Source organism: Pantoea sp. ACRSB, from assembly GCF_022346905.1.
Taxonomy (GTDB): Bacteria; Pseudomonadota; Gammaproteobacteria; order Enterobacterales; family Enterobacteriaceae; genus Pantoea; species Pantoea piersonii.
On the sequence record NZ_JAKRNL010000005.1, the window covers coordinates 115,475 to 138,455 of the forward strand.

A 22,981-nucleotide genomic window follows, 5' to 3' on the forward strand; every position below is an offset into this window, starting at 1 on the left:
AAACCCGCCATTACACAAGTTTATTTACAGTTGAACATTTTCTCGCCACTGCCGATAAAACACCTACTAACTTTCGTCATCCGCTTATTAGTGCTTGTCAAAACAGGGCATTTCGGATGTAGTCGGGGCCTTATTAAGACCTTTCTTAATTTCTGGGGACAACCTCAGGCAGCGCAGCAACAGGCTAATAACAATGGATAAAAATGCAGATGTTATGTATCGGTTACTGGTACAAAGCGTGATTGATTACGCCATCTATATGCTTAAACCAGACGGCACTGTCGCTAACTGGAATGCAGGGGCGCAACGGGCGAAAGGCTACACGCCGGATGAGATCGTCGGTAAGCATTTCTCACTGTTTTACAGCGAAAGCGATCGGCAAAAGGGCGTGCCGCAGCGCGGTCTGGATACTGCCGCGCGCACCGGCAGCTTCGAAACCGAAGGCTGGCGCTACCGTAAAGATGGCAGCGCATTCTGGGCGCATGTGGTTATCGATGCCATTCGCGACCCCCACGGCGAGCTGATCGGCTTCGCCAAGATTACGCGCGACTGCACCGAACAGCAGGCGCAGCAGCGCAAAGAGCGTGAACAGGAAGCGCGTTTCCGCCTGCTGGTTGAGGGCGTAACCGACTACGCCATTTATATGCTGGATCACGACGGGCTGGTCGTAAACTGGAACGCCGGGGCGCAGCGCGCCAAAGGCTATGTTGCCGAAGAGATTGTTGGCCAGCACTTCTCCCGCTTCTATAGCGCCCAGGATCGCAAGGCGCTTATTCCGCAAAAAAACCTCCAGACAGCCTATCGCACCGGTCGTTTCGAAGATGAGGGCTGGCGCTACCGCAAAGACGGCAGCGCGTTCTGGGCGCACGTCATTATCGACGCCATACGCGACGACGGCGGCAAGCTTATCGGCTACGCCAAAATCACCCGCGACTGCACCGAGCAGCAGGCGATGCTGCGCGCGCAGCGCGAGCAGGAGCAGCGCTTCCGCCTGCTGGTGGAAGGCGTCACCGATTACGCCATCTATATGCTGGATATCAACGGCTGCGTAGTGAACTGGAACGCCGGGGCGCAGCGCGCCAAGGGCTATGTCGCCGAAGAGATTGTTGGCCAGCACTTTTCGGTGTTTTACAGCGCGCAGGAGCGTTTGCAGCGCGCCCCGGAGACGAATCTGGCGACCGCGCTGAAGAACGGCCGCTTCGAGGATGAGGGCTGGCGCTACCGCAAGGATGGCAGCGCCTTCTGGGCGCACGTGGTCATCGACGCCATCCATAATGATGAAGGAAAGCTGATCGGCTTCGCCAAGATCACCCGCGACATTACCGAGCGCCGCGAGCAGGAACAGCAGCTGCTGCGCGCCAAAGACCTGGCCGAAGCGCAGAGCGCTAAAATGTCGGCGCTGTCGAAATTCCTCGATAACATCATCGCCAATATTCCCTCCTGCGTGGTGGTAGAAGACGCCATTACGCGTGAGATCCTGCTGGTCAACGATCGGTCGGAAAAGCTGTTCGGCCTGTCTAAAACGCTGCTGATCAATAAAAAGCCGCACGAGTGCATGTCGGCTGAACTCAGCGACTATTTCAACAGCCTGGCGGATATCGCGCTGCGCAGCGAGGGCATTCACCAGCGCGAGCAGCTGCTGCTTACCGCCAGCGGCGAACGCATCCTGCATACCCGCGCCACCACCATCGCCGGGCAGGATGCGCGCCAGAACTACATTATGCTGATCGTCGAGGATGTCACCGATCAGCGCGCTGCCGATGCGCGCATCCATCATATGGCGCATCACGATAACCTCACCAGCCTGCCGAACCGCATTCTGTTCCGGCAGCGGCTAAGCGAGGCGCTGCGGCATGATGCGCAGGGCAGCCGACAGACCGCCATGCTCTGTCTGGATCTCGACAATTTCAAGAACGTAAACGATGCGCTTGGCCACCAGATCGGCGACGAGCTGCTGCGCGCGGTTGCCAAACGGCTGCGCGCCGCGCTGCGCGATCGCGATACGCTGGCGCGTATCGGCGGCGACGAGTTCGCTATCGTCCTGCCTTCCGTGAGTAACGCGGAAGAGGCGGCGCTGGTTGCCCAACGCCTGATCGAAGCGATACGTCCGCCGGTTAACGTCGAAGGCCATAACCTGAGCGTCGGCCTCAGCGTCGGCATCGCCATGAGCGCGGCTATTACCAATACGCCGGAGCAGATGCTGCGCTGCGCCGATATGGCGCTCTATGAAGCCAAGCGCAACGGCCGCAACCGCTATGAGCATTTTACGCTGGCGATGGATGACGTGGCGCGTAGCCGTCGGGTGATAGAGAACGATCTGCGCGAGGCGATTGGCGGACGTCAGCTTAAGCTCTACTACCAGCCAATTACCGACGGCGAGGCGGTGCAGTCGATTATCGGCTACGAGGCGTTGATGCGCTGGCACCATCCGGTGAAGGGGCTGATTATGCCGAACGACTTTATTCCCATCGCAGAGGAGAGCGGCCTGATCCATATGCTCGGTGCTTATGCGCTCTACGAAGCCTGCCGCGAGGCGACAAGCTGGGAAGGCAAGCAGACGGTATCGGTCAACCTCTCGCCGCTGCAGTTTAAAAACAGCTCGCTGGTATCGGTCGTGGAGGCTGCGCTGCGCGATTCCGGCCTGGAGCCAGGCCGGCTGGAAGTGGAAATCACCGAGTCGGTGCTGCTTGACGACTCGCTCGGCAATATCCGCACGCTGGAGAGCCTGAAAAAGCTTGGCGTGCAGATTGCGCTGGATGACTTTGGCACCGGCTATTCGTCTCTCAGCTATCTGCGCTCTTTCCCGTTCGATAAAATCAAAATCGATAAATCCTTTATCAGCGATATGGGCGACAGTCGCGAAGCGCTGGCGATTATCCGCGCCATTACCGGCATGAGCCGCAGCCTCGATATTCAAATCACCGCCGAAGGGGTGGAGAGCAGCGAACAGTTCGCGAAGCTGCGCGAAGAGGGCTGTACGCTGTTCCAGGGCTACTATTTTGGTCGCCCGCAGCCGTCGGAGCTGCGGCTCAAAGCGCTCAACAACCCGGCCTAGTCATAGAGGCCGTGTTGCTGTACCGGCGCGTGGCTGGGGTTGTCGCGAATACGGCGTACCGACTCGCGCACCACCAGTTTGCCGTGTAGCAGCAGCGTGCCGGGCAGCGCCTGTGCGTTCAGGCGCATGCTCTGCACGATGCGCACCGCCTCCGCGCCCAGCTCGTCGCGCGGCACCTGCACAGACGTCAGCGGAATATCGTGGATGGCGGCAAGGTTAAAGCCATCCATGCTCATCACCGAGACATCCTGCGGCACGCGCAGTCCCGCCTGCTGCAACGCCTCCACCGCGCCGGCGGCGATATAGTCGCCGCTCGCCAGAATCGCCGTCGGCCGCTGGGCGAGCGGGCAGTGCTTCAGGTATTCACCCAGCCTTTCCGCCGCCTCAAGACGGCTGAAGCTGGTCAGCGTCAGCAGATGCTGGCGGCTGTCGAAGCGCAGATTCATGGCGTGCCAGGCGTCGCGCACCCCCTGTAAACGCTGCTCCATGGTGTAGCGGCGCAGGCAGTGCAGCGACAAAATCTGGCGGTGTCCCTGTTCAAACAGATAGCGCGCGGCGCTTTCGCCTATCAGCTGATGATGCGGTGAGACCGAAGAGAGCCGCATACGGCGGTCCATCGCATTGATCAACACACACGGCTTGTTTATCTCCGCTGCAAGCTGGTGGATATGATCGTCGTCAATACCCACCAGCAGCGCGGCGTCGGTCTGCTGCATCTTCTCCAGAAACAGCGACGTGTCGCTCTCATTCTCTTCCAGCGCGCAGTAGCGTAAACGCACCTCGTGCGGGGCGATCGCCTGCGCAATCCCCTGAATAACCTTGTAATAAAAGATATCGCTGCGCACGTCGAAGGCGCGCGGCGGCGCAAACACCATCAGATTATTCAGCAGCAGACGGCCGCTGTGCAGGTTATCCAGCACTCCCTGCTGCTGCGCCACCGCCAGCACCTTGTCGCGCGTGCTGGCGCGGGTATTGGCTTTGCCCGCCAGCACGCGCGAAACGGTGCTGATCGACACGCCGCTGAGCGCCGCAATTTCGCTGATTTTCAGCCTTTGTTTCATTTTGTGATCGTCCTCAAATCTGCCAATGAAAAATTTTTCATTGCATGCTGAATCGCGTCAGATAAGGCAAGTAATGTGGTTTAAACGCGCCGGAAAGTTTGCCATGAAAAAAGTTGCAAAAAAGAGGCTATACCGACGTTTCGCGCTTTTTTAAGGTGCCAGACAGGTTCACGCGGTACGCCAGAGGGCGGTGTGAAGGATCAATCTGGCCGTTAAAAGCCTGCACAGGAGCTGACAAATGAGCCTTGAATCTACAACTAAGCCTATCGGCGCGACGCGTACGATGCGCACCATCAAAAATCTGCGCTGGTGGATGCTGGGACTGTTTTTACTGGGCGTGACCGTTAATTACGTGACGCGCAATTCGCTCGGCATTCTGGCGCCGGAGCTGAAAACCAGCCTGAATATGAGCACCGAGCACTATTCATGGGTCGTCGCGGCGTTTCAGCTCGCCTATACCCTGTTTCAGCCGCTCTGCGGCTGGCTGATTGACCTGATCGGCCTGAAGATGGGCTTCCTGGTCTGCGCGCTTGTCTGGTCGGTAACCTGTCTGCTGCATGCTGGCGCAGGCAGCTGGCTGCATCTGGCGCTGCTGCGCTTTGTGATGGGCGCGTCGGAGGCGGCGGCGACGCCTGCTAACGCCAAGGCGATTGGCGACTGGTTCCCGAAAAAAGAGCGTCCGGTCGCCGCAGGCTGGGCGGGCGTTGGCTTTTCGGTCGGGGCGATGCTGGCGCCGCCGATTATCTATGTGGCGCATATCTCTTTTGGCTGGCAGGGCGCCTTTCTGCTGACCGGCGGGCTGGGGCTGCTGTGGGTCGGTCTCTGGTGGTGGGGCTATCAGTCGCCGGAAAAACATGGCCGCCTCTCTGATGAAGAGCGCGCCTGGATCACCCAGGACAACGAAGCCGTGGGCGAGAAGCTGCCGTTCTTTCAGGCGCTGAAAACCATCGGAAAAGAGAAAAAGTTCTACGGCATCGCTATACCGGCGTTTCTCGCCGAACCTGCCTGGGCGGTGCTCAGCTTCTGGGTGCCGCTCTATCTGGCTAACGAGCGCGGCATGGATCTCAAGCAGATTGTGATGTTCGCCTGGCTGCCGTTTCTGGCCGCCGATCTCGGCAGCGTCGCCAGTGGCTATCTGACCAAAATTTACGTGAAGTGGTTCGGCCTGACGCGCGTCAACTCTATCGTCGCCAGTTCGATCACCGGCGCGGTGCTGATGATCTCGCTGGCGCTGATGACACTCGTTAAAGATCCCTATCTGGCGATCGCCCTGATCTCTATCGGCGGCTTCGGCCATCAGGTGATCTCCTGCATGCTCAGCGCGCTGGTGGTGGAGCGTTTCGATCGCCGCCAGATGGCGACGGTTAACGGCATGCGCGGCTCCTGCGCCTGGATCGCCAGCTTTATCTTCTCTCTGATTATCGGCGTGACTGCCGACACCATTGGTTTTAACCCGCTGTTTATCGCCATGGGCTTTTTCGACCTGGTGGGCGCGATTTTCCTGGTGATGTTTATCGCCGAACGTCGTCAGCGCAGCGCTGAACAATAAGGACACTTTGATGAAAACCCTGAAGAACTGGACGCTGAGTCAGCAAGCGGATCATTTTGTCGAGCTGAAAGTGGATAACCGGCATCTGCTGCGGCTGTACGTGCTGGAACCGGGTCTGATACGCGTGCTGCTGAAGCGCGAAGGCAAGCTGGCGCTAAACCGCACCTGGAGCATCGCGCCGGGTGACGATGTGCCCTGGGAAGGGCGCGATCGAGAATCCCTCGACGGCTTTACGCTGCCCGCGTTTCAGCTGGAGCATGAGGAGAACCAGCTGCGTATCAGCACTGACCGTTTACGCGTGACGGTGCATCATCCGCTTTGTCTGAGCTGGGATCATTTTCATCAGGGGCAGTGGCAGCCGCTGGCGGCCGATCGCCATACCGGCGCCTATCTGCTGAACGCACACGGCGACGGCGTAGAGCACTATCAGCGCCGCCAGCCGCAGGATCGCGTCTACGGCCTCGGTGAAAAAACGGGCGATCTGAACCGCAGCGGTCGTCGCTTTGAGATGCGTAACCTTGACGCCATGGGCTATAACGCCGCCAGCACCGATCCGCTCTATAAGCACATTCCTTTTACCCTGACGCAGCGCGACGGCGTAAGCTTCGGTCTGTTTTACGACAACCTGAGCAGCAGCTGGCTCGATCTCGGCAACGAGCTGGACAATTATCACCTGCCGTATCGACGCTACCGCGCCGAAGCGGGCGATCTCGACTACTACATGATGCTGGGGCCGAAGCTGCTGGATGTGACGCAGGCTTTTGTGCGCCTGACCGGCCGCACTATTTTCCAGCCGAAGTGGAGCCTGGGCTACAGCGGTTCGACCATGCACTACACCGACGCGCCCGACGCGCAGCAGCAGCTACAGGGCTTTATCCGTCTCTGCCGCGAACACGAAATTCCCTGCGACTCGTTCCAGCTTTCGTCGGGCTACACCTCCATCAACAACAAGCGCTATGTCTTTAACTGGAACTACGACAAGGTGCCGAATCCCAACGGCATGAGCGAGGCGTTCCACGCCGCGGGCATGAAGCTGGCGGCCAATATCAAACCCTGTCTGCTGCAGGATCATCCGCGCTATCAGGAAGTGGCGTCGCAGGGACTCTTTATTCGCGACTCGGAGCAGGATCGCCCGGAGCGCTCGGTGTTCTGGGATGATGAGGGATCGCACCTCGACTTTACTCATCCGCAGGCGGTGCGCTGGTGGCAGGAGAACGTGACCACGCAGCTGCTGGAGAAGGGCATCGACGCCACCTGGAATGACAATAACGAATATGAAGTCTGGGACGGCGAAGCGCGCTGTCACGGCTTCGGCCAGAGTATCGCCATTAAGCATATTCGTCCGGTGATGCCGCTGCTGATGATGCGCGCCTCGCTGGAGGCGCAGCAGCGCTTCGCGCCGGAGAAGCGTCCCTATCTGATCTCCCGTTCCGGCTGCGCCGGTATGCAGCGCTACGTGCAGACATGGAGCGGTGATAACCGCACCAGCTGGCAGACGCTGCGCTACAACATCCGCATGGGGCTGGGCATGAGCCTGTCCGGGCTGTTCAACGTCGGCCACGATGTGGGCGGCTTCTCTGGCGACAAGCCGGACGCCGAGCTGTTTGTGCGCTGGGTGCAGAACGGCGTGATGCATCCGCGCTTTACCATCCATTCGTGGAACGACGATCACACCGTGAACGAGCCCTGGATGTATCCGGAGGTGACGCCGCTGATCCGCGAGGCGATCCGTCTGCGCTATCGTCTGATGCCCTACCTCTACACGCTGCTGTGGCAGGCGAGCACGCAGGATGAGCCGATGCTGCGTCCAACCTTCCTCGATCACGAAGAGGACAGCGAGACTTACCGGGAAAACGACGACTTTCTGCTGGGTCGCGATCTGCTGGTCGCCAGCGTGGTGGAAGAGGGCAGCCGCGAGCGCGAGGTCTATCTGCCGCGCAACGCCCACGGCTGGTATGACTGGCACAGCGGCCAGTGGCTGGCGGGCGGACAAACCGTCACGCTGGATGCGCCGCTTGACCGCTTGCCGCTGCTGGCGCGCGCCGGTTCCGCCATTCCGCTGGGACGCTGCGAAACCACGACCGATGCGCGGCTCGACAGGGTGCGCGAGCTTCAGCTGTGGCCTGTGCCAGGCGAGGCGCACACGGAGGGCGAGTTTTTCGATGACGACGGCGAAAGCCACGGCTGGCAGCAGGGCAATGCGCTCTGGATGCGCTGGACGCTGCAGAGCAGTCGCGAACGCCTTGAGCTGACGCTGGAGAAGCGCGGCGATTATCAACCCGCGTGGCGTGAAATTGAGGTGTTACTGCCCGCTGGCGAGACGCGTGAGCTATGGATCAACGGCGAGCAAACGGCGCGGTTCAGCCTGTAAGGCGCAGCGCCCCGCAAAGCAAAACGGCCCGCACCAGGGATGGCGCGGGCCGGGTGAGCACAGATGCCTTAAGCGACTTCACGGTCGGGCCGTTCGGCCCGCACAGGCACCTTAGCTGTTAGCGCCGTGGCTTTCCGTATTCATACGTCCCAGATCTTTGTCGACCAGGAACAGGCCTTCGCCTTTGTTGCCTACCAGCGCCAGCTTATCCAGTACGGTTTTGAATAGCTTCTCTTCTTCATGCTGCTCAGCAACATACCACTGCAGGAAGTTAAAGGTGGAGTAGTCGAGCGACGTAATAGCCGCATGCGCCAGCTCGTTAATTTTGCGGGTAATCAGCTTTTCATGATCCAGCGCCTGCTCCAGCAGTTCCGGCAGCGAGTTATAGGCGACCGGCGGCGCGGCGATGGTGCCCAGCACCGGCATAGCGCCCGTATCGCTCAGGTATTCAAACAGGCGCTGCATGTGCTCCATCTCTTCACGGGAGTGCTCTTTCAGAAATGCCGCTGCGCCTTCCAGACCTTTATCGCTGCACCACGCGCTCATCTGTAAATAGAGATTAGCGGAGAAAAATTCGAGGTTAAGTTGATCGTTAAGACGCGAAGTCATTTCAGCAGTCAGCATGGTCGATTCCTTTAAAGAGGCAAAATAATTAGCAGGGGAGAAGTGGTGAATTATGCACCATGAGACCGGGCAAAAGATAGCTTTTTACTAAAAAATTACATTTTATCCGATTGATTTAAATAGAATTATTTAGTTATTTGAATACGAGCGATTATCATTCTGCGGTACGTTTCCCGTCGCGCTCGCCTGGCGCGGCGCATCTGCACACTCTCGGTGCAACGCCGCCTGCATTGCCGGCCGGTTACAAAAACAGAAAGATATTCGCTGCCTCATTAGCTCGCTGAGAAATATAAACCGGCGCAGATTTAATCAATTATTTATTCAAAACGCAGGGAGAGAAAAACTTTATTTTCAAAAGAGAGCTTTTACGGCGGTTGGCATAAAACCTGCAGCTACCAGAGTTCCATATATTGCAACCAATAAACGACTTCGCGGGAATAATCATGTCTGACGAAAAAATAGCGCTGAGAAGCGAGCGCGTCTCAGCCAGTAAAGGAAGTTATCTGGCGCTGTTTGTCGCGGTGCTCTTTTTTTCAGGATTGCTCTACAAGATCGACGGCTTTCGCTGGCTGGGGGCCTTTGACTTTACCACGCTGGGCGGCAGCTTCGGCACCATGAAAGATCCCGCCAGCAACACCTTCCTCGGCGCGGGCGGGCTGAGCGCCAAAGCGGGCTTTCTGTTCGCGCTCTCGCTGACGCCGACCGTGATGCTGGCGCTGGGTGTGCTGGAGATTTTCACCCACTACGGCGCGATGCGCGCGGCGCATAAGCTGCTGACGCCGCTACTGCGGCCGTTGATGGGGCTGCCGGGACGCTGCGGGCTGGCGTTGATCACCGACCTGCAGAGCACTGACGCGGGCGCGGCGCTGACGAAAGAGATGTATGACCGCGGCCAGGTCACTAAAAAAGATATTGTGGTGATGAGCGCCTGGCAATATTCCGGCGCGGGATTAATCAATAACTATTTCGCCATCGGATCGGCATTATTCGCCTCAATGACGCTGCCAATTATTATTCCGCTCGCGTTAATGTTCGTTCTTAAATTTGTCGGTGCGGCGTTGACGCGTTGTGTGTTAAACAGTGTTTATAAAAAGGATTTCGACCATGGAAAATAACGGCGCGGTTAAAGTCAGCCAGAATCCCTTTGATATTTTCGTTACCGGCGCGCGCAAGGGTTTCCACATCGCTATCCATAACCTGATGCCTAATGTGGTGATGGCTTATGTGCTGGCGGAAGTGCTCAACCTGCTCGGCATCATGCCGTTTCTCGGCAACGTTTTCGCGCCGGTAATGGGCCTGTTCGGCCTGCCGGGCGAAGCCATTACCGTGTTGCTGACCGCCTGGCTCTCCTCCTCGGCCGGTACGGGAGTAGCGGTGAGCCTGCTGGCTAAAGGGGTGTTGACCGGCGCGGACATTACTATCCTCGCGCCTGCGATTTTCCTGATGGGATCGCAGCTGCAGTACATGGGACGTCTGCTGGGCGTGGCCGATGTGCCAAAAAAATACTGGCCGCTGCTGATGCTGGTGAGCGTTATCAATGCGGCGATCGCGATGTTCGTTATGCGTCTTTTTATCTAGGAGAGAAGCGGTGTCAAAGGTCTTAGAGCATTATCACTACCTGCATGAAATTCCGGAGCTGGGCTTTCAGGAATTTAAAACCTCTGCTTATATCGCCGAACAGCTGGAAAAGGCGGGGCTGAAGGTAACGCGTAATATCAACCAGACCACCGGTATCGTGGCGGAGATCGACAGCGGCGTGCCTGGGCCGGTGCTGGCGCTGCGCGCCGATATGGACGCGCTCGGCCATATTATCGACGGCGTGGCCTGCGCGCGCCATACCTGCGGTCACGATGGCCACTCCTCCGTGGTGCTGACCGCCGCGCAGGAGCTGCTGGCGGAAGGCGCGGTAAAAAAAGGACGCCTGAAAATTCTGTTTCAGCCAGCCGAAGAGCTGGGTGCCGGCGCGCTGGCGATGGTAGAAGGCGGCGCGCTGGATGACGTGGAGATGATCTTCGGTTTCCATCTGCGTCCGCTGGAGGAGTGCGTGGTCGGCCAGGCGACGCCAGCAGTACTCTATTCCGCCTGCTCGACGCTGGAAGCCACTATCAAAGGCGCGCCCGCGCACGCCGCGCGCCCGCATCTCGGCGTTAACGCGCTGGACGCGGCGGTGCAGGCGGTCAATGCGGTAAACGCGATTCACCTCTCGCCGGGGCTTAACTGGAGCGTGAAGGCGACCCGTTTTCTCTGCGACGCGGGCGTCACCAACTCGGTGCCTGACGAGGCGCGGGTGGTATGGGATCTGCGTTCGCAGGAGAACGCGCCGATGGAGGCGCTGAAAGAGAAGGTAACCCAGGCGATCCAGCACAGCGTCGCAGCGCTGGGCGGCACGGCGAACATCGTGGTGCTGAAAGAGATGCCTGCGGCGGAGATCGATAATGAGGCGACGGAGGTGATCCGCGCGGCGATTACCGAGGTGCTGGGCGCAGAGGGGCTGCTGGAGGCGAAAACCACGCCGGGCAGCGAGGACTTCTTCTTTTATCCGGTGAAGCGCCCGAACGTGAAGGCGGGCTTCTGGGGACTGGGCACCAACCTGGTGCCGGGCCTGCATCATCCCGATATGCACTTCGATCTTAACGCGCTGGAAAACGGCGTGAATATTTTCAAATCCTGCGTAAAAAGGGTGCTGGGGTAACCAGGCGAATGCCCGCCTGAGGGCGGGCTGTGCTGAAATTTTCCCTGCCTCTGTTCGCCGCCGCGCGCAAAATATTGTATGCTATGCCGCCTTAACGAAGACTGGGTAACCGGAATCGCCGCCAATGTAGAACGCGCATCAACCACCGCCTTCTGACGCTGTTGCGTCACGCCTGGCTCCGTTTACCTGCCGGATTTCCGGCCATCATGATTACTCTGCAGCGTCCTCTCGTGTGACGTTGCCTCGATGAGAAGAACTCACTCATGTCTAATTTCATGCAAGAGGTGGCGCGCCGCCGCACCTTTGCGATCATTTCGCACCCCGATGCCGGTAAAACCACCATCACTGAAAAAGTGCTGCTGTTCGGACAGGCTATTCAGACTGCCGGTACGGTAAAAGGCCGCGGCTCCAGCCAGCACGCTAAATCGGACTGGATGGAGATGGAGAAGCAGCGCGGCATCTCTATCACTACTTCGGTAATGCAGTTCCCCTATCGTGAGAGCCTGGTCAACCTGCTCGACACCCCAGGGCACGAAGACTTCTCGGAAGATACCTACCGCACCCTGACGGCGGTGGACTGCTGCCTGATGGTGATCGACGCGGCGAAAGGCGTCGAGGATCGTACCCGCAAGCTGATGGAAGTTACTCGCCTGCGCGACACGCCGATCCTGACCTTTATGAACAAGCTCGACCGCGATATCCGCGACCCGATGGAGCTGCTGGATGAGGTGGAGAGCGAGCTGAAAATCGCCTGCGCGCCGATCACCTGGCCTATCGGCTGCGGCAAGCTGTTCAAAGGGGTTTACCACCTCTATAACGACGAAACCTATCTCTACCAGACGGGGCAGGGCCACACCATTCAGGAAGTGCGCATTGTCAAAGGGCTGGATAACCCGGAGCTGGATAACGCGGTCGGAGAAGAGCTGGCGGCGCAGCTGCGCGAGGAGCTGGAGCTGGTAAAAGGCGCTTCGCATGAATTCGATCGCGAGCTGTTCCTGAGCGGCGAAATCACGCCGGTCTTCTTTGGCACCGCGTTGGGCAACTTCGGCGTCGATCATATGCTTGACGGCCTGGTCTCCTGGGCGCCTGCGCCGATGCCGCGCGCGACCGACGTGCGTACCGTTACCGCGCAGGAAGAGAAGTTCACCGGCTTCGTGTTTAAAATTCAGGCCAATATGGACCCGAAACACCGCGACCGCGTCGCCTTTATGCGCGTCGTTTCTGGTAAATATGAGAAGGGCATGAAGCTGCGCCAGGTGCGCACCGGCAAAGATGTGGTGATCTCCGACGCGCTGACGTTTATGGCGGGTGACCGCTCGCACGTAGAAGAGGCCTGGCCGGGCGATATCATCGGCCTGCACAACCACGGCACCATCCAGATCGGCGACACCTTTACTCAGGGCGAGAACATGAAGTTCACCGGCATTCCGAACTTTGCCCCTGAGCTGTTCCGTCGTATCCGCCTGCGCGATCCGCTCAAGCAGAAACAGCTGCTGAAAGGGCTGGTACAGCTGTCGGAAGAGGGCGCGGTACAGGTGTTCCGTCCGGTGCACAACAACGACCTGATCGTTGGCGCGGTGGGTGTGCTGCAGTTTGACGTCGTTGTGGCGCGTCTGAAAAGCGAATACAACGTCGAAGCGATCTACGAAGCGATTAACGTTTCCACGGCGCGCTGGGTTGAGTGCAGCGATGCGAAGAAATTCGACGAGTTCCAGCGTAAAAACGAGGTCAACCTCGCGCTGGACGGCGGCGACAACCTGACCTACATCGCGCCGACCATGGTGAACCTGAACATCACGCAGGAACGCTATCCTGACGTAATCTTCCGCAAAACCCGCGAGCATTAATCCGCGCTACAACAGGGCCGCCCAGCTTTGGCTGGCCCTGTTCTTCCCTTCCAGACTCCTCCTAAAAATGCTGTTTTTTCTCTTAACTGGCGTGTGATCAACCAGTTATTCAAGCAGAACGCGAAACACCGACTATGATTATTCTGTCGGACGGCAAAAGAGAAGTTACTTCTTAATGACGTCCAACGATGCAGCAGCGCCGTTTGCTGCTGTTGCGCCCACGGGTGTGGGTGAGCTCACTGACAGAAGGAAGATATCGATGAATAAGACTAAGATTGCCCAAACGCTGATGGCGGTAATGGTTGGTTCCGCCCTGTTAAGCGGCAGCGCCCTGGCTGATGACTCGCTGACGCAAAAAGCGCAGCAAAGCGCGGATAACGCCGGTGCGAAAATCAATAGTTCTATGAAAAAAGTCGATGGATTTATGGATGACAGCGCCGTCACCGCAAAAGCCAAAGCGGCTCTGGTGGATGACGAAGCAATAAAAAGTACGGATATCTCCGTGAAAACGCACGATGGCGTAGTGACCCTGAGCGGTTTTGTCACCTCGCAGGATCAGGCTGAAAAAGCCGTCGCCGCCGTGAAAAAAGTGGAAGGTGTGAAATCCGTCAGCGACAAACTGCACGTTAAAGACAGCAAATCACAAAGTATGAAGGGATATGCCGGCGATGCGGCAACGACTAGCGAAATTAAAGCTAAACTGTTAGCCGATGACATTGTTCCTTCGCGTAACGTCAAGGTAGAAACCACTGACGGCGTCGTCCAGCTCTCAGGAACCGTCGCGACTAAAGCGCAGTCGGATCGCGCTGAAAGCATCGCGAAAGCCATTGAAGGCGTGAAAAGCGTTAAGAATGACCTGACCGTGAAGTCTTAACGTCGTGAGCGCGGCGTCTGCGTGACGCCGTACTGACAAAACAAGACCCAAACTGGGAAGAAACAAGCAGTTCGATTTCACTATGGTAAGGAGAGGCTTATGTTTCGTTGGGGTATTATTTTTCTGGTAATTGCACTGATCGCGGCGGCGTTAGGATTTGGCGGCCTCGCCGGTACGGCAGCATGGGCGGCTAAAGTTGTCTTCGTTGTCGGTATTATCCTGTTCCTCGTGAGCCTGTTTACCGGCCGCAAACGACCCTGACCGGTTGTGTCATTCTGATTTTTGCAACGAGCATGCATAAAGCGGAGGCCAGCCAGCTGCCGCGCGGCGTTAAGGATAACGCACTACGCGCGGCAGCCGTCGCCAGAGAGAGTGGCGGCGGGTCGGGAGAAGAACATGGCTGGTTCTCCGGGATGCCGTTGCGTGAGTGGACTGATGCAACAGTAAACCTCAGAACCCTTCTGAGGAACAGAAGTGGGTATCCGGATCCCTGTAACGCTGGGCGCAACAGAGCCTTTAGCACTATCCCCCTTTAAAGCACAAAAAATCGCCCTGGTCTGCGAAGGCGGCGGTCAACGCGGCATTTTTACCGCAGGCGTGCTGGATGAGTTCCAGCGAGCGAAATTCAATCCCTTCGATCTTTTTATCGGCACCTCGGCGGGCGCGCAGAATCTCTCAGCCTTTGTCTGCGGGCAGCAAGGCTACGCGCGACGCGTTATTACGCGCTATACCACCAGCAAACTCTTTTTCGATCCGCTGCGTTTCGTGCGCGGCGGTAATCTGATCGATCTCGACTGGCTCATTGACGTTACCCAGCGCGAATTTCCGCTGGCGCTGGAGAGCGGCAGACTGTTGTTCGACGGCGGGCGCGAATTTTATATGTGCGCCTGCCGCAGCGACGACTACACGCCCGGCTATTTCGCGCCCACCAGCGCCAACTGGCACGATCTGATTAAAGCCTCAAGCGCCATCCCCGGCTTCTACCGGCTCGGCGTCGATCTGGAAGGCATCAGCTATCTCGACGGCGGCATCAGCGACGCCATTCCGGTGCGGGAAGCCGCGCGACGCGGCGCAGACACCATTGTAGTGATCCGCACCGTACCGTCGCAGATGTTCTACACGCCAAAATGGGTGAAGCGTATGGAGCGCTGGCTTAGCGCCAGCGCGCTGCAGCCGATGATCAATATCCTGCACCATCACGAAGCGAGCTACCGTGAAATTCAGCAGTTTATTGAGCAGCCGCCCGACGACCTGCGTATTATCGAAATCTATCCGCCGCACGTGCTGGCGAGTATGGCGCTGGGCAGCCGCATCTCCTCTTTAAATCAGGACTATCATCTGGGACGACGCTGCGGCTGCTACTTTCTCGCCACGCTGGGCAAGTGGTTAAGCGACGCCGAGCCGTTCACGCGCTATACCACCGTCACGCCGCCCGCGCCTGTGGCTAACGCGCCTGACAACCGGCCAGTTATGACGCCGCCGGTCGCGGGCAACGACGCAGACTATGATGAAGGTTCACTGGCATGAGATTTACCGATACCCACTGCCATTTCGATTTCCCGCCCTTTGTCGGCGATGAAGAGGGAAGCATTGCGCGCGCCGCCGAGGCGGGCGTGGAGCGCATTATCGTACCGGCGGTCGATGCCAGCCGTTTTGCGGGTATCGCCGCGCTGGCGGCCCAGCATCAGGCGCTATATGCGGCGCTCGGCCTGCATCCCATCGCCATCGATCGCCACGAGGATGCGCATCTCGACCAGCTGGAAAGCTGGCTGCAACGCAAACCGGCGAAGCTGGTGGCAATAGGCGAGATCGGCCTCGATCTCTATATGGAAAATCCGGATTTTGCGCGTCAGGAATATTTGCTGGATGCGCAGCTACGGCTGGCGAAGCAGTATGAACTGCCGGTGATCCTGCATTCGCGCCGCACCCACGACAAGCTGGCGCTGCATCTGCGCCGTCACGATCTGCCGCGCCGCGGCGTGGTACACGGTTTCGCCGGCAGCCTGCAGCAGGCGCAGGCCTTTATCAGGCTCGGCTACGCTATCGGCGTCGGCGGCACCCTGACCTATGCGCGCGCCAGCAAAACCCGCAACACCCTGGCGCAGCTGCCTCTGGAAGCGCTGCTGCTGGAGACCGACGCGCCCGATATGCCGCTGTACGGCTTCCAGGGGCAGCCGAACCGGCCAGAGCGCGCGCGGCTGGTGTGGCAAACCCTGTGTGAACTGCGCCCGGAGCCGCCGCAGGCGATCGCCGAGGCGCTGTGGCGCAACACGCAACGCCTGTTCAACCTGCCTGATTAATGCTCTCCTGATGTGATAATAGTAACATCACGCTTCTCTGCGTTATAATTAGCCCTAACGCATTCCGTTCATGGCGGCAGTGTGATGAATCCCACATAAAATGCCGCTTTCTGTTGTTAGAATTATCACATTCAACCGGCGCTTTAACGCCAGTTTGTTATCTGGAGAACACCATGACCGACATTACCGCTGCGGCGCAGCGCGCGCTGCAACTGATGGATCTGACCACCCTGAATGAAGACGATACCGACGAGAAAGTGATCGCGCTCTGCCGCCAGGCGAAATCGCCAGCGGGCAATACCGCCGCGATTTGCATCTATCCGCGTTTTATCCCGGTCGCGCGCAAAGCGCTGCGCGAGCAGGGCACGCCCGATATCCGCATCGCCACCGTGACTAACTTCCCACACGGCAATGACGATATTGATATCGCGCTGGCGGAAACCCGCGCAGCCATCGCCTATGGCGCAGATGAAGTGGACGTGGTCTTCCCTTATCGCGCCCTGATCGCTGGCAACGCCCAGATCGGCTTTGAGCTGGTAAAAGCCTGTAAAGAGGCGTGCGCGCAGGCTGACGTACTGTTGAAGGTGATTATTGAAAGCGGCGAGCTGAAAGATGAAGCGCTGATCCGTCAGGCTTCTGAAATCGCCATCGACGCAGGCGCAGACTTTATCAAAACCTCTACCGGCAAGGTGCCGGTCAACGCCACGCCGGAAGTGGCGCAAATCATGATGAGCGTGATCCGCGATAAAGGCGTGAAAGAGAAGGTCGGCTTTAAACCGGCGGGCGGCGTGCGCAGCGCGGAAGACGCAGCCATCTACCTCAAGCTGGCGGACGATATCCTGGGCGAAGGCTGGGCCGACGCGCGCCACTTCCGCTTTGGCGCATCCAGCCTGTTAGCCAGCCTGCTGAATGCGCTGGGCCATCAGACCGCTTCCAGCAAAGCGGGCTACTGATTGCGTGACGGCGGCCGCAGGCCGCCATTCTCATCACAACCCTGATTAAGGGGGCGACTTTGTTTCTGCCGCAAGAAATCATTCGTAAAAAACGCGACGGCCAGACGCTGAGTGAAGAGGAGATCCGCTTCTTCATCAACGGCGTGCGCGACAACAGCGTTTCTGAAGGACAGATCGCCGCGCTGGCGATGACCATCTTTTTTCACGATATGTCGCTGCCGGAGCGCGTGGCGCTCACCATGGCGATGCGCGACTCCGGCACCGTATTGAACTGGCAGTCGCTGAATCTCAACGGGCCGGTGGTTGATAAGCACTCAACCGGCGGCGTCGGCGACGTTACCTCGCTGATGCTGGGGCCGATGGTGGCGGCCTGCGGTGGCTATGTGCCGATGATCTCCGGACGCGGCCTCGGCCATACCGGCGGCACGCTGGACAAGCTGGAGGCTATTCCTGGCTTTGATATTTTCCCGGACGACGATCGCTTCCGCCAGATCATCAAACAGACAGGCGTAGCGATTATCGGCCAGACCAGCTCGCTCGCGCCGGCGGATAAGCGCTTCTACGCCACGCGCGATATCACCGCGACCGTGGATTCCATCCCGCTGATCACCGCCTCTATCCTGGCGAAAAAGCTGGCGGAAGGGCTGGATGCGCTGGTGATGGACGTTAAAGTCGGGTCAGGCGCCTTTATGCCGACCTTCGAAGCCTCGCTTGAGCTGGCTCAGGCGATTGTCGGCGTGGCGAACGGCGCGGGCTGCACAACCACTGCGCTGCTGACCGATATGAACCAGGTGCTGGCTTCAAGCGCAGGCAACGCGCTGGAAGTGCGCGAAGCGGTGCGCTTTCTCACCGGCGCGGAGCGCAATCCGCGTCTGCTGGAGGTCACGCTGGCGCTGTGCAGCGAAATGCTCATCTCCGGCAAGCTGGCGGCCAGCGAAGAAGAGGCGCGCCGTAAGCTGTTGCAGGTGCTGGAAAACGGCCAGGCGGCGGACGTGTTCGCGCGGATGGTCGCGGCGCAGGGCGGCCCGGCTGATTTTATCGAGCGCCACGAGGCTTATCTGCCGCAGCCGATGCTCAGCAAGGCGGTCTACGCCGATCGCTCCGGCATCGTCAGCAGCATGGATACGCGCGCGCTGGGGATGGCGGTGGTCGCGATGGGCGGCGGGCGCCAGCGCGCCAGCGACGCTATCGACTACAGCGTGGGGCTTAGCGATATGATTACCCTGGGCGAACGCGCCGATACGCAGCGTCCGCTGGCGATCGTGCATGCCAGCAGCGAGGCGAGCTGGCTGCAGGCGGCCGCGGCGGTGAAGGCGGCGGTCACGCTGAGCGACAGCGCGCCGGAAGCCACGCCCGTGGTCTATCGCCGCGTTAGCGCCAGCACATAACATTATCAGGCCGCAAAAGTGCGGCTTTATGCTGCCTCTGAGCAGGCATTCGGGTATACTGATCTGATCGCTTTTTTTTGACTTGTCACGCGCATATGCGCAGGAGACTTGCATGAAACGTGCTTTTATTATGGTGCTTGATTCCTTCGGAATCGGCTCAAGCAAAGACGCCGATAAATTCGGCGACGCAGGATCGGACACGCTGGGACATATCGCCGAGGCGTGCTTTAACGGCGAAGCGGACAAAGGCCGTAAAGGCCCGCTGCATCTGCCGAACCTGACCGCGCTGGGGCTGGGTAAAGCCGCCGAGCTTTCGACTGGCCGCTTCCCGCTGGGCCTCGATCCCAATGCGGAAATCAAAGGCGCTTACGCCTACGCCAGCGAACTCTCTTCCGGTAAAGATACTCCCTCCGGCCACTGGGAAATTGCGGGCGTGCCGGTGCTGTTCGACTGGGGTTACTTCACCGACAAAGAGAACAGCTTCCCGCAGGAACTGCTCGACAAGCTGGTCGAGCGCGCGAAATTGCCGGGCTATCTGGGCAACTGCCACTCTTCCGGGACGGTGATCCTTGACCAGCTGGGCGAAGAGCATATGAAAACCGGCAAGCCGATTTTCTATACCTCGGCGGACTCGGTGTTCCAGATCGCCTGTCATGAAGAGACTTTCGGTCTCGATCGCCTCTATGAACTGTGCGAGATTGCCCGCGAAGAGCTGACCGAAGGCGGCTACAATATCGGCCGCGTTATCGCGCGTCCGTTTGTCGGCGACAAAGCGGGCAGCTTCGAGCGTACCGGCAATCGCCACGACCTGGCTGTCGAACCGCCTTCGCCGACCATGCTGAAAAAGCTGGTGGACGAGAAGGGCGGCGAAGTGATCTCGGTAGGTAAAATTGCCGATATCTACGCTCATCAGGGCATTACGCAAAAGGTCAAAGCCACCGGTCTGGACGCGCTGTTTGACGCCACTATCGAGCAGATGAAAAACGCGCCTGACCAGTCGATCGTCTTTACCAACTTCGTCGATTTCGACTCGACCTGGGGACACCGCCGCGACGTCGTCGGCTACGCGGGTGGGCTGGAGCTGTTCGACCGTCGTTTGCCGGAGCTGATGGCGCTGGTAAAAGAGGATGACATTCTGATCCTGACGGCTGACCACGGTTGCGATCCAACCTGGCAGGGCACCGAGCATACGCGCGAGCATATTCCGATTCTGATCTACGGACCGAAAGTTAAACCCGGCTCGCTGGGCTATCGCGAGACGTTCGCCGATATCGGTCAGACGATTGCGCACTATTTTGGCCTGTCCGATATGGACTACGGCAAGAGCATGCTGTAAACAGAGCCGCTGAATTTAAAAAGGATAAACAACAATGGCAACTCCTCACATTAATGCAGAAATGGGCGATTTCGCTGACGTCGTGCTGATGCCTGGCGACCCGCTGCGCGCGAAGCACATCGCGGAAACCTTTCTGGAAAATCCGGTTGAAGTAAACAACGTGCGCGGCATGCTGGGCTATACCGGCACCTATAAAGGCCGCAAAATCTCCGTTATGGGCCACGGCATGGGCATCCCGTCCTGCTCGATCTACACCAAAGAGCTGATTACCGACTTTGGCGTGAAAAAGATCATCCGCGTCGGCTCGTGCGGCGCGGTACGCGCGGACGTTAAGCTGCGCGATATCGTTATCGGCATGGGCGCCTGCACCGACTCTAAAGTCAACCGCATGCGTTTCAAGGATCACGACTTCGCGGCGATTGCTGACTTCGACATGGTGCGCAACGCGGTTGACGCGGCTAAGGCGCTGGGCGTAGACGCGCGCGTCGGCAACATCTTCTCTGCCGACCTGTTCTACACGCCAGATCCGCAGATGTTCGACGTGATGGAAAAGTACGGCATCCTGGGCGTAGAGATGGAAGCGGCGGGTATCTACGGCGTGGCGGCAGAATTTGGCGCGAAAGCGCTGACCATCTGCACCGTTTCCGACCATATCCGCACCCATGAGCAGACCACCTCTGCCGAGCGTCAGACCACCTTCAACGATATGATTAAGATCGCGCTGGAGTCGGTGCTGCTGGGCGACTAAGCCTGCGCTTGCCTCTCCCCGTCTCGTCCGTATAAAACGCGAGACGGGGAATATCAGGCGATTTTCGTAACATTCTCACCAAATGACACACTTTTCACCACTCCTGTGCATCTTCCTGCTGGTGCTCACCTCTTAGCTGCCTATCATTAGCGCGACAACAAAAAATAACCTGTCCGCCAATGCCGCCTAATGAATTTTCGTAATTTCGAAGCTGAAGAAAAGCTCTTCGCGCGTCGCGCGCTGGTCGCCTTTGCGCTGGTCGTTATCTGTTTCACTATTCTCGGCGTTAACCTCTATCGACTGCAGGTGCGCGATCACAGCTACTATCAGACGCGATCTAACCAGAACGATATCAAAATGATCCCAGTCGCGCCGACGCGCGGGCTGATCTACGATCGCAACGGTATTCCGCTGGTGCATAACGTCACCTGGTACGACATTACGCTGACGCCGTACAAAATCGACGATATGCAGGCGACGCTGAAAGCGCTGACACCCATCGTTGACCTGAAGCCGGACGAGATCGACGCCTTTACCCGCGCGCTGAAGCAGAGCAGCCGCTACAAACCCGTGATGCTGAAAGAGGAGCTGACTGACGAAGAGGTGGCGCGCTTCTCGGTGAATCAGTATCGCTTTACCGGCGTCAGCATCGATACCTATCAGGATCGTGAATATCCTTACGGCGCGGACTTAGCGCACGTTGTCGGCTACGTCTCCAAGATTAACGACAACGACTATAAGCGTCTGAACGCCGCGGGCATCGCGGAGAACTACGCCGCCGACCATAATATCGGCAAGCAGGGCATCGAGGGCTATTACGAATCGCTGCTTCACGGCAAGCCCGGCTATCAGGAAGTGGAAGTGGATAACCATGGCCGCATCGTGCGCGTGCTGAAAGAGGTGCCGCCGGTCGCGGGTAAAAATATTACCCTGACCATCGATCTGCATTTGCAGCAGTACATAGAGAGCCTGCTGGCCGGGCAGCGCGCGGCGGTGCTGGTGGAGGATCCGCACGACGGCTCGGTGCTGGCGATGGTCTCCAGCCCCAGCTACGATCCTAACCCCTTTGTAAAAGGCATCAGCTATCAGTCCTACAAGACGCTGTTGCAGGACAAGAATCTGCCGCTGATTAATCGCGTCACTCAGGGACTCTATCCGCCTGCTTCAACGGTGAAGCCCTATATGGCGATGTCGGCGCTGCTGACCGGCGTCATCACGCCGCAGACCACTTTCTTCGGCGCGCCGACCTGGACGCTGCCGGGCACCGACCGCCGCTACCGCGACTGGAAAAAGAGCGGCCACGGCATGCTGGACGTCACCAAAGCGATTGAGGAGTCCGCCGACACCTTCTTCTATCAGGTGGCGTTTATGATGGGCATCGACCGTATTCACAGCATGCTCAGCCAGTTCGGCTACGGCAAATCAACCGGCATCGACCTAAACGAAGAGTACAACGGCCTGCTGCCGAGCCGCGACTGGAAGCTCAAGGTGCATAAAAAAGGGTGGTATCAGGGCGACACGGTCTCGGTGGGTATTGGGCAGGGCTACTGGATCGCCACGCCGATTCAGATGGTGAAGGCGATGGTAGCGCTGATCAATAACGGTAAAGTGATTGCGCCGCATCTGCTGGCAAAAGCGGAGCGCGGCAAATCGGTGGAGCTTTATCAGCCTGCGCTGCCTCAGCCGCAGATCGGCGACGCGCGCTCGCCTTACTGGGCGCTGGTGCGCCGCGCGATGTTCGGCATGGCTAACGCGCCGAACGGCACCGGCTATAAGTATTTCCATACCGCGCCTTACGGCATTGCGGCGAAGAGCGGCACCTCGCAGGTGTTCAGCCTGAAGCAGAACCAGACCTATAACGCGAAGATGATCCCGGTGCGCCTGCGCGACCATATCTTCTATACCGCGTTCGCGCCTTTTAACAATCCAAAGGTTGCGGTGGCGCTGATTCTGGAGAACGGCGGCAATGAAGGCGTGACCGCCGCGCCGGTTATGCGCGAGATCCTCGACCATATCTTCCTGCCGCCGCCGACCCCGGCGCCGGTCGAGACGGCGCATCAGCCGTAAAGCAGCGGCTTATCTGCCGTGGCAGAGCGTTACCGAAGTCCTCTTATTTACGCCCGCACTGACGCAAACGCTGCTTATCTGTTAAGCCGCTGCCAGCCAGATGAAGCATCTGGCTG

18 protein-coding genes are annotated in these 22,981 nt (G+C 58.6%); 16 read left to right on the forward strand and 2 right to left on the reverse strand.

All coding sequences use genetic code 11. The features are described from left to right. Positions 1–193 precede the first annotated feature (193 nt). Complete coding sequence (locus MHZ89_RS15810) at positions 194–3,055, forward strand: bifunctional diguanylate cyclase/phosphodiesterase (protein WP_311783814.1); 2,862 nt, start codon at positions 194–196, stop codon at positions 3,053–3,055. Here MHZ89_RS15810 and MHZ89_RS15815 read toward each other — a convergent pair. Then, positions 3,052–4,116: a LacI family DNA-binding transcriptional regulator gene (locus MHZ89_RS15815; protein WP_120454721.1), complete on the reverse strand. Its 1,065-nt coding sequence runs from the start codon at positions 4,114–4,116 to the stop codon at positions 3,052–3,054. The genes MHZ89_RS15810 and MHZ89_RS15815 overlap by 4 nt on opposite strands. 238 nt (positions 4,117–4,354) lie before the next feature. On the opposite strand from MHZ89_RS15815, the gene MHZ89_RS15820 reads away from it, so the two are divergent. Beyond that, complete coding sequence (locus MHZ89_RS15820; protein WP_311783815.1) at positions 4,355–5,665, forward strand: MFS transporter; 1,311 nt, start codon at positions 4,355–4,357, stop codon at positions 5,663–5,665. 10 nt (positions 5,666–5,675) lie between these two features. Continuing rightward, positions 5,676–8,036, forward strand: a complete 2,361-nt coding sequence (locus MHZ89_RS15825) for a glycoside hydrolase family 31 protein (protein WP_311783816.1) — start codon at positions 5,676–5,678, stop codon at positions 8,034–8,036. A gap of 111 nt (positions 8,037–8,147) precedes the next feature. On the opposite strand, the gene ftnA is transcribed toward MHZ89_RS15825, so the two are convergent. Then, positions 8,148–8,660, reverse strand: coding sequence for a non-heme ferritin (gene ftnA / locus MHZ89_RS15830; protein WP_311783817.1), 513 nt, complete (start codon positions 8,658–8,660; stop codon positions 8,148–8,150). A 443-nt stretch (positions 8,661–9,103) separates the two neighbouring features. Between ftnA and MHZ89_RS15835 the strand changes: the two genes are divergently transcribed. The 13 genes from MHZ89_RS15835 to mrdA all read left to right on the forward strand — a co-directional run bounded on the left by MHZ89_RS15835 (position 9,104) and on the right by mrdA (position 22,865). Further along, entirely contained in the window at positions 9,104–9,775 is a 672-nt protein-coding gene (locus MHZ89_RS15835) for a nucleoside recognition domain-containing protein (RefSeq protein WP_311783818.1), read from the forward strand. Next, positions 9,765–10,238 carry a YjiG family protein gene (locus MHZ89_RS15840; protein ID WP_311783819.1) on the forward strand — a complete coding sequence of 158 codons (474 nt, stop codon included), beginning with the start codon at positions 9,765–9,767 and terminating at the stop codon, positions 10,236–10,238. Before MHZ89_RS15835 ends, MHZ89_RS15840 begins: the two co-directional genes overlap by 11 nt. A gap of 10 nt (positions 10,239–10,248) precedes the next feature. Beyond that, on the forward strand, positions 10,249–11,352 hold the full coding sequence (locus tag MHZ89_RS15845) for a M20 peptidase aminoacylase family protein (protein WP_311783820.1): 1,104 nt from the start codon (positions 10,249–10,251) through the stop codon (positions 11,350–11,352). A 263-nt stretch (positions 11,353–11,615) separates the two neighbouring features. Continuing rightward, a complete protein-coding gene (gene prfC / locus MHZ89_RS15850; RefSeq protein WP_120454707.1) occupies positions 11,616–13,199 on the forward strand; it encodes a peptide chain release factor 3 in 1,584 nt (527 codons plus the stop codon). 259 nt (positions 13,200–13,458) lie between these two features. After that, on the forward strand, positions 13,459–14,073 hold the full coding sequence (osmY, locus tag MHZ89_RS15855) for a molecular chaperone OsmY (RefSeq protein WP_269950307.1): 615 nt from the start codon (positions 13,459–13,461) through the stop codon (positions 14,071–14,073). A 99-nt stretch (positions 14,074–14,172) separates the two neighbouring features. Further along, complete coding sequence (locus tag MHZ89_RS15860; protein WP_065426276.1) at positions 14,173–14,334, forward strand: DUF1328 domain-containing protein; 162 nt, start codon at positions 14,173–14,175, stop codon at positions 14,332–14,334. A gap of 213 nt (positions 14,335–14,547) precedes the next feature. Further along, positions 14,548–15,600 carry a patatin family protein gene (locus tag MHZ89_RS15865; RefSeq protein ID WP_311783821.1) on the forward strand — a complete coding sequence of 351 codons (1,053 nt, stop codon included), beginning with the start codon at positions 14,548–14,550 and terminating at the stop codon, positions 15,598–15,600. Further along, complete coding sequence (locus tag MHZ89_RS15870; protein ID WP_311783822.1) at positions 15,597–16,373, forward strand: TatD family hydrolase; 777 nt, start codon at positions 15,597–15,599, stop codon at positions 16,371–16,373. Before MHZ89_RS15865 ends, MHZ89_RS15870 begins: the two co-directional genes overlap by 4 nt. Before the next feature lie 173 nt (positions 16,374–16,546). Continuing rightward, positions 16,547–17,326: a deoxyribose-phosphate aldolase gene (gene deoC / locus MHZ89_RS15875; protein WP_126690304.1), complete on the forward strand. Its 780-nt coding sequence runs from the start codon at positions 16,547–16,549 to the stop codon at positions 17,324–17,326. Positions 17,327–17,385: 59 nt separating this feature from the next. After that, complete coding sequence (gene deoA, locus MHZ89_RS15880; RefSeq protein WP_311783823.1) at positions 17,386–18,714, forward strand: thymidine phosphorylase; 1,329 nt, start codon at positions 17,386–17,388, stop codon at positions 18,712–18,714. Positions 18,715–18,826: 112 nt separating this feature from the next. Continuing rightward, positions 18,827–20,050, forward strand: a complete 1,224-nt coding sequence (deoB, locus tag MHZ89_RS15885; RefSeq protein WP_311783824.1) for a phosphopentomutase — start codon at positions 18,827–18,829, stop codon at positions 20,048–20,050. 34 nt (positions 20,051–20,084) lie between these two features. Then, on the forward strand, positions 20,085–20,798 hold the full coding sequence (gene deoD / locus MHZ89_RS15890) for a purine-nucleoside phosphorylase (RefSeq protein ID WP_033752378.1): 714 nt from the start codon (positions 20,085–20,087) through the stop codon (positions 20,796–20,798). A 189-nt stretch (positions 20,799–20,987) separates the two neighbouring features. After that, complete coding sequence (gene mrdA, locus MHZ89_RS15895; RefSeq protein WP_311783825.1) at positions 20,988–22,865, forward strand: penicillin-binding protein 2; 1,878 nt, start codon at positions 20,988–20,990, stop codon at positions 22,863–22,865. Positions 22,866–22,981: the final 116 nt, after the last annotated feature.

What these genes read in the sequence shown, in the direction of transcription:
- MHZ89_RS15810 (WP_311783814.1), top strand. Translation starts at nt 194, where the DNA reads ATGGATAAAAATGCAGATGTTATGTATCGGTTACTGGTACAAAGCGTG.
- MHZ89_RS15815 (WP_120454721.1), bottom strand. Translation starts at nt 4,116, where the DNA reads ATGAAACAAAGGCTGAAAATCAGCGAAATTGCGGCGCTCAGCGGCGTG.
- MHZ89_RS15820 (WP_311783815.1), top strand. Translation starts at nt 4,355, where the DNA reads ATGAGCCTTGAATCTACAACTAAGCCTATCGGCGCGACGCGTACGATG.
- MHZ89_RS15825 (WP_311783816.1), top strand. Translation starts at nt 5,676, where the DNA reads ATGAAAACCCTGAAGAACTGGACGCTGAGTCAGCAAGCGGATCATTTT.
- ftnA (WP_311783817.1), bottom strand. Translation starts at nt 8,660, where the DNA reads ATGCTGACTGCTGAAATGACTTCGCGTCTTAACGATCAACTTAACCTC.
- MHZ89_RS15835 (WP_311783818.1), top strand. Translation starts at nt 9,104, where the DNA reads ATGTCTGACGAAAAAATAGCGCTGAGAAGCGAGCGCGTCTCAGCCAGT.
- MHZ89_RS15840 (WP_311783819.1), top strand. Translation starts at nt 9,765, where the DNA reads ATGGAAAATAACGGCGCGGTTAAAGTCAGCCAGAATCCCTTTGATATT.
- prfC (WP_120454707.1), top strand. Translation starts at nt 11,616, where the DNA reads ATGTCTAATTTCATGCAAGAGGTGGCGCGCCGCCGCACCTTTGCGATC.
- osmY (WP_269950307.1), top strand. Translation starts at nt 13,459, where the DNA reads ATGAATAAGACTAAGATTGCCCAAACGCTGATGGCGGTAATGGTTGGT.
- MHZ89_RS15860 (WP_065426276.1), top strand. Translation starts at nt 14,173, where the DNA reads ATGTTTCGTTGGGGTATTATTTTTCTGGTAATTGCACTGATCGCGGCG.
- MHZ89_RS15870 (WP_311783822.1), top strand. Translation starts at nt 15,597, where the DNA reads ATGAGATTTACCGATACCCACTGCCATTTCGATTTCCCGCCCTTTGTC.
- deoC (WP_126690304.1), top strand. Translation starts at nt 16,547, where the DNA reads ATGACCGACATTACCGCTGCGGCGCAGCGCGCGCTGCAACTGATGGAT.
- deoB (WP_311783824.1), top strand. Translation starts at nt 18,827, where the DNA reads ATGAAACGTGCTTTTATTATGGTGCTTGATTCCTTCGGAATCGGCTCA.
- deoD (WP_033752378.1), top strand. Translation starts at nt 20,085, where the DNA reads ATGGCAACTCCTCACATTAATGCAGAAATGGGCGATTTCGCTGACGTC.
- mrdA (WP_311783825.1), top strand. Translation starts at nt 20,988, where the DNA reads ATGAATTTTCGTAATTTCGAAGCTGAAGAAAAGCTCTTCGCGCGTCGC.